The sequence below is a fragment of the Mesorhizobium sp. M1E.F.Ca.ET.041.01.1.1 genome (genome assembly GCF_003997355.1).
Lineage (GTDB): Bacteria > Pseudomonadota > Alphaproteobacteria > Rhizobiales > Rhizobiaceae > Mesorhizobium.
In genome coordinates this window covers 1-4,822 of the sequence record NZ_RZSL01000480.1, presented here as the reverse complement: position 1 = coordinate 4,822, position 4,822 = coordinate 1, and the positions used below count along the sequence as shown (strand labels likewise).

Annotated in this window: 5 protein-coding genes and 1 pseudogene; all 6 read right to left on the bottom strand. The window is 65.3% G+C overall.

Features of this window, described 5'->3' with window-relative positions:
* On the bottom strand, window positions 1-1,098 hold a 1,098-nt coding region (locus EOA38_RS28295; protein ID WP_127300779.1), incomplete at its 3' end, for an FAD-dependent oxidoreductase.
* A 19-nt stretch (window positions 1,099-1,117) separates the two neighbouring features.
* Window positions 1,118-2,227 carry an electron transfer flavoprotein subunit alpha/FixB family protein gene (locus tag EOA38_RS28290; protein WP_127300778.1) on the bottom strand — a complete coding sequence of 370 codons (1,110 nt, stop codon included), beginning with the start codon at window positions 2,225-2,227 and terminating at the stop codon, window positions 1,118-1,120.
* Between the two features lie 16 nt (window positions 2,228-2,243).
* Entirely contained in the window at window positions 2,244-3,095 is an 852-nt protein-coding gene (locus tag EOA38_RS28285) for an electron transfer flavoprotein subunit beta/FixA family protein (RefSeq protein WP_126089874.1), read from the bottom strand.
* A 183-nt stretch (window positions 3,096-3,278) separates the two neighbouring features.
* Window positions 3,279-3,662, bottom strand: a complete 384-nt coding sequence (gene nifW / locus EOA38_RS28280) for a nitrogenase stabilizing/protective protein NifW (protein ID WP_127300777.1) — start codon at window positions 3,660-3,662, stop codon at window positions 3,279-3,281.
* Window positions 3,643-4,440 (bottom strand): serine O-acetyltransferase, encoded by a 798-nt coding sequence (gene cysE / locus EOA38_RS28275; protein WP_127300776.1) that lies wholly within the window; start codon window positions 4,438-4,440, stop codon window positions 3,643-3,645. Before cysE ends, nifW begins: the two co-directional genes overlap by 20 nt.
* A gap of 8 nt (window positions 4,441-4,448) precedes the next feature.
* A pseudogene (locus EOA38_RS28270) lies at window positions 4,449-4,822 on the bottom strand (homocitrate synthase); the annotation flags it as partial.

Here is a 4,822-nt window from a genome sequence, read left to right as displayed (position 1 = left end):
GTATTTCATCAGGTCTTTGATGACGAAGGACTTGTCCAGCATGGTCTTGTAGAGGGCGAGGTTGTTCTTGGTCATGGGATCCCTGCGGCTCTTGACCTGGAAGATCGCCTCGCCGGCGATGCGGCCCGACGTCATGGCGAGGTTGGAGCCCTCGCGATGCACGGCATTATTGAGCTGGGCGGCGTCGCCGACGACCACCCAACCGTCGCCGAAGAGCTGCGGGATCGCCTTGTAGCCGCCTTCGGGGATGAGGTGCGCGGCATACTCCTTGACCTCGGAGCCTGCGATGAACGGCCGGACGGAGGGATGGTTCTTGAAGGCGTCGAGGAGCGCGTAGGGACTTTCCATTGTGGAGGCGAAATCGGAGACGAGGCAGCCGATGCCCAGAGAGATCGACTCCTTGTTGGTGTAAAGGAAGGCAAGCCCTGTCATCCCGCGCGAGATCGTGCCGGCGGCTTCGATGACGCAGCCTTCGTTGCCCTTGAGGCCGAAGCGCTCTCCGATCACCTCTTCAGGCAGGAAGTGCATCTCCTTGACCGCGAGCGCGACTGCCTCCGGCCTCGGCATTTCGCGCAGGCCGGCCCGTGTGCCGAGGAGGCCGTTGACGCCTTCGGCCAGCACGACCACATCGGCGAAGATGACGCCGCCGGCGCGGTCGGTGCGCACGCCGATCACCTGGCCCCTGGTGTCGTGCGCGAGCTCGGTCACGGTGGTTTCGCAAAGCACGGTCGCGCCGGCTTCGCGCACCTTGCGCGAGAACCATTTGTCGAACTGGGCGCGGATGATCGTATAGCGGTTGGGCTTGGCCTCGTTGAAGTCGTCCGACCTGTAGTGCATGCCGGTGTGTGAGGTATCGTCCAGCATCCAGAAGCGCTGCTCGACGAGGTGGCGCTCGAGGGGCGCGTCCTCGCGGAAGTCCGGGATGATCTTCTCCAGCATGTCGGCATACATGATGGCGCCCTGGACGTTCTTGGAGCCCGGATATTCGCCGCGCTCGAGCTGCAGCACCTTCATGCCGCGGCTCGCCATGGTATAGGCGGCGGCGTTGCCGGACATGCCGGCCCCGATGACGATGGCGTCGAATTTCTCCTCGATCATGGCCGTCTCTCCGCCTCCGTCAGCTGGCGAGCTTGTCGCGGTTGTGCGGCGAGAGCCGCCGCGTGAAGGCCTCCGTCAGCGCCGGCAGGAAGCGGATCGCATCGGTGACGATGCCGACATGGGCGAAGTCGAAGATCGGCGCGTTCGGGTCGGTGTTGATGGCGACGATCAGGTCCGCGCCCTCGACGCCGACGCGATGCTGGATGGCGCCGGAAATGCCGGCTGCGATGTAGAGCTTCGGACGGATCGTCTTGCCGGTCTGGCCGATCTGGCGGTCAGCCGGCATCCAGCCTTTCTGCACCAGCGGGCGCGAGCAGCCGTATTCGGCGCCGATCGCGGCAGCGAGGTTCTTGACGAGCTGCAGGTTCTCCACCGCGCCGAGGCCGAGGCCGCCGGCCACCACGACGTCGGCATAGGCGAGATTGGCCTTGGCCGACTGGCTGTCGGGGAGGAAGCCGAGGATCTTGGTGACGATGTCTTGCTCTGCCATGAAAAGCTTGTGCTGGATGACGCGGCCGACCGGCTTGTCTGTCCGCGCCGGCATCGCCATGACGCGGGGGCGCACTGTCGCCATCTGCGGCCGGTAGTTGAGCGTGTAGATGGTGCACAGCAGCGAGCCGCCGAAGGTCGGCCGGGTCGCGGCAAGGGAGCCGTCGATGTCGACGTCGAGCTCGGTGCAGTCGGCGGTGAGGCCGGTGAGAAGCGTGGTGGCGACGGAGCCGGCGAGGTCGCGGCCGAGGATGGTCGCGCCGAGCAGCAGGATTTCGGGCTTGTAGGTGTTGACCAGGTCGGTCATCGCCCGGGTGAAAGGCTCGTTGCGGTAATGGGCGAGCAGTGGGTCCTCGATGATGTAGGCGAGGTCGGCGCCATAGGCGAAGGCCCCGGCGACCGCGTGCCAGGTCGCTTCGCCGGGCGGGCCGAGCACGACGCCGGCGAGCTCCACGCCGAGCTTGTCGGCGAGCTTGCGGCCCTCGCCGAGTAGCTCGAAGGAAACGGGATGGACCTGGCCGCGCTCCAGCTCGATGAAGACCCAGACGTGCCTGTAGTGCTTGAAATGCTCGGGCAGCTCCTTCTTCATGCCGGCGCGGCCGGCGGCGGGCGGTGGAGTTTCTCGGTTCGCGGTAGACATGGTCTGCTCCTTGCCGTCACGCCTCGCCGTCGAAGGCGAGTTCGTGTTCCAGCGCTGGCTGGCGGGTGAAGATTTGAGCAATCAACTCGTCGGCGAGATCGCGCGGCGTCTTGTCGGTCACGTCGATCTGCGCCGCCTTTTCCGCCCGCGCGGCCGGGGCGAAGACGCGCTTGACGACCGTGGGCGAGCCGCGCAGACCGCATTTGCTCAGGTCCTCGATGCCGGCGCCCGCCGCGCTCCACTTGACGATCTCGCTGCGCGCGGCGCGAAGGGCGTCGTCGAGAGTGCCGCGGCGGATCTCGTTGCTGCCTTCCAGGATGGTGATGAGGCAGGGTAGCTTGCTCTTCAGCATCTGCATGCCGCCTTCGGAACGGCGCTCGACCGTGATCTCGCGGCTTTCCAGGTCGACGGAGGCGATCTTAGCGACATAAGTGAGCTGCAGGAGATCGAGGCGCTTGGCGATGCCCGGGCCGACCTGTGCGGTGTCGCCGTCGATGGTTTGCTTGCCGGCGAAGACGATGTCGGGCTTGCCAAATGTCTCGCCGATCTTCGCGATCGCCTGGGAGAGAGCAAAAGAGGTCGCGAGGGTATCGGAGCCGGCGAAGTAGCGGTCGGTCAAGAGCACCGCGCGATCGGCGCCGTAGGTGAGAGCCTTGCGCAGCGCATCTTCAGCCATAGGCGGACCCATGGTGAGCACGGTGACCTCGCCGCTATGGGCGTCGCGCAGGCGCAACGCTTCTTCGAGGGCAAACAGGTCGTAGGGGTTGATGATTGTGGGGACGCCCTGGCGCATGATCGTGTTCGTTACCGGATGGACGCGGATCTGCGCGGAGTCCGGCACCTGCTTGATACAGATCACGATGTGCATGGCGCTCTCTCAGGGCTCCTGTCGCATACGGGCTTGCCCGCTCATCTCTTTCTCAGCATCATTCGTGCCAACTGTTCAGCGTTTCCGTATCCATTTGAAATGCCGATATTTTCTTCTGGAGATGCCAATGCGATGCCCGGAATTGTCGGCTTCTCGACATTGTCGCGTCGCGCTCCTGTCGCTTCATCCCTTCCCGAACCGCTTCAGGACGGAATCGAACGGCACGAACGTTCGGCCCGGCGTGGCGGGCTTGTCTGGATCGTGGTCCTTGAGCACCTTGAAGACGCGGTGCGCGAGCGGCGAGGAGGTCGCGAAATCCTCGTAGGCGCGTTCGAGCGTGGCCCGCGCCCGGGCGGCGATCACCCGGTCGGGAAGATCGGAGAAGTCCTCTGCCGCAAGGTAGTGCCCCATGCGCTTCATGATATGGAGGCGCGAGACGTTCAGCACCTTAGGCTCATAAGAAACGCCGAGGGCGGCAAAGAAATCCTCCGCGGCCGACAGGCCCTTCAGCCGCGCAATGATGTCGGTGACATTGATCGGCCGGCTGTCAACGGAACAACTGCTCATTGCGTTCTCCCTGGTCGGAAACGGTGGTCTCGGGTCTGCTGCCCGCAAGCTGGCGCTGCAGCCGCGAAATCCGCAGTTCGAGAAACGAGATGCGGTCAACGAGCGAGGCGACGGCATCGCCGACCGGGTCGGGCATCAGGTGATGGTCGAGATCGATCCGGCCGTGGACGACGCGGCGCCGCTCGGCGGCAGGACGGACGATGCGGCCTGGAATGCCGACCACGGTCATGCCGGGCGGGACGTCCTTGATGACCACCGCATTGGCGCCAACGCGGCAGCCGGCGCCGACGGTGATGGCGCCGAGGATCTTGGCGCCGGCGCCGACGAGCACGCCGCTTTCGAGCGTCGGATGGCGCTTTCCCGGCGCCCATGAGGTGCCGCCCAGCGTGACGCCGTGATAAAGCGTGACGTCGTCGCCGACTTCCGCAGTCTCGCCGATGACGACTCCGGCGCCGTGGTCGATGAAGAAACGCCAGCCGACAGTCGCGCCCGGATGGATATCGACATTCGTCACCAGGCGAGCCGCCCAGGACAGGAAGCGCGCCGGGAAACGGAAGCCTTGCCGCCACAGACGGTTGGCCAGACGGTGCCAGACGATAGCGTGGACGCCGGGATAGGTAAGCACGATCTCCAGCGTGCCGCGCGCGGCCGGATCGCGCGCCTTCACGCAAGCGATGTCTTCGCGGATCATGGCGATCAGCGAAGGTGGAGTGGATCGGTCAGCACGATTGGTGCATGAAGCGGTTCTGGAAGCAGAGGTGGTGAGGATGAACGACATGGCTCGCCTCAGTCCATTTCGAAGGGCCGGCCGGCGGCTTCGCTGCACAGACTGTCATAGAGTTCGACAAGCTGAGCCGCGGTGACGGTCGATTTGGTTTCGGCGGCTTTCCGACGGATGCGGGCGATCATGGCGGCCGCCAAATCCGGGTCGAGCGCGCGGCCGTTCTCACCGAGAACGTGAGCGATCGCTGTGGCGCCGGAATGCTTGCCGATGACAATGCGCCGGTCGCGGCCGACAAGGGCGGGATCGAGCCCCTCATAGGTGCGGGAATCCTTCAGCAGCCCAGCGACATGGATGCCGGACTCGTGGGTGAAGACATCGGCGCCGACGACCGGCTTGATAGCCGAAGTCGGCCGGCGGGCAGCCCGCGCCACATGGG

Excerpts from the sequence above, each read along its gene's own strand:
- nifW (WP_127300777.1), bottom strand. The coding sequence starts at position 3,662 with ATGAGCAGTTGTTCCGTTGACAGCCGGCCGATCAATGTCACCGACATC.
- EOA38_RS28285 (WP_126089874.1), bottom strand. The coding sequence starts at position 3,095 with ATGCACATCGTGATCTGTATCAAGCAGGTGCCGGACTCCGCGCAGATC.
- cysE (WP_127300776.1), bottom strand. The coding sequence starts at position 4,440 with ATGTCGTTCATCCTCACCACCTCTGCTTCCAGAACCGCTTCATGCACC.
- EOA38_RS28290 (WP_127300778.1), bottom strand. The coding sequence starts at position 2,227 with ATGTCTACCGCGAACCGAGAAACTCCACCGCCCGCCGCCGGCCGCGCC.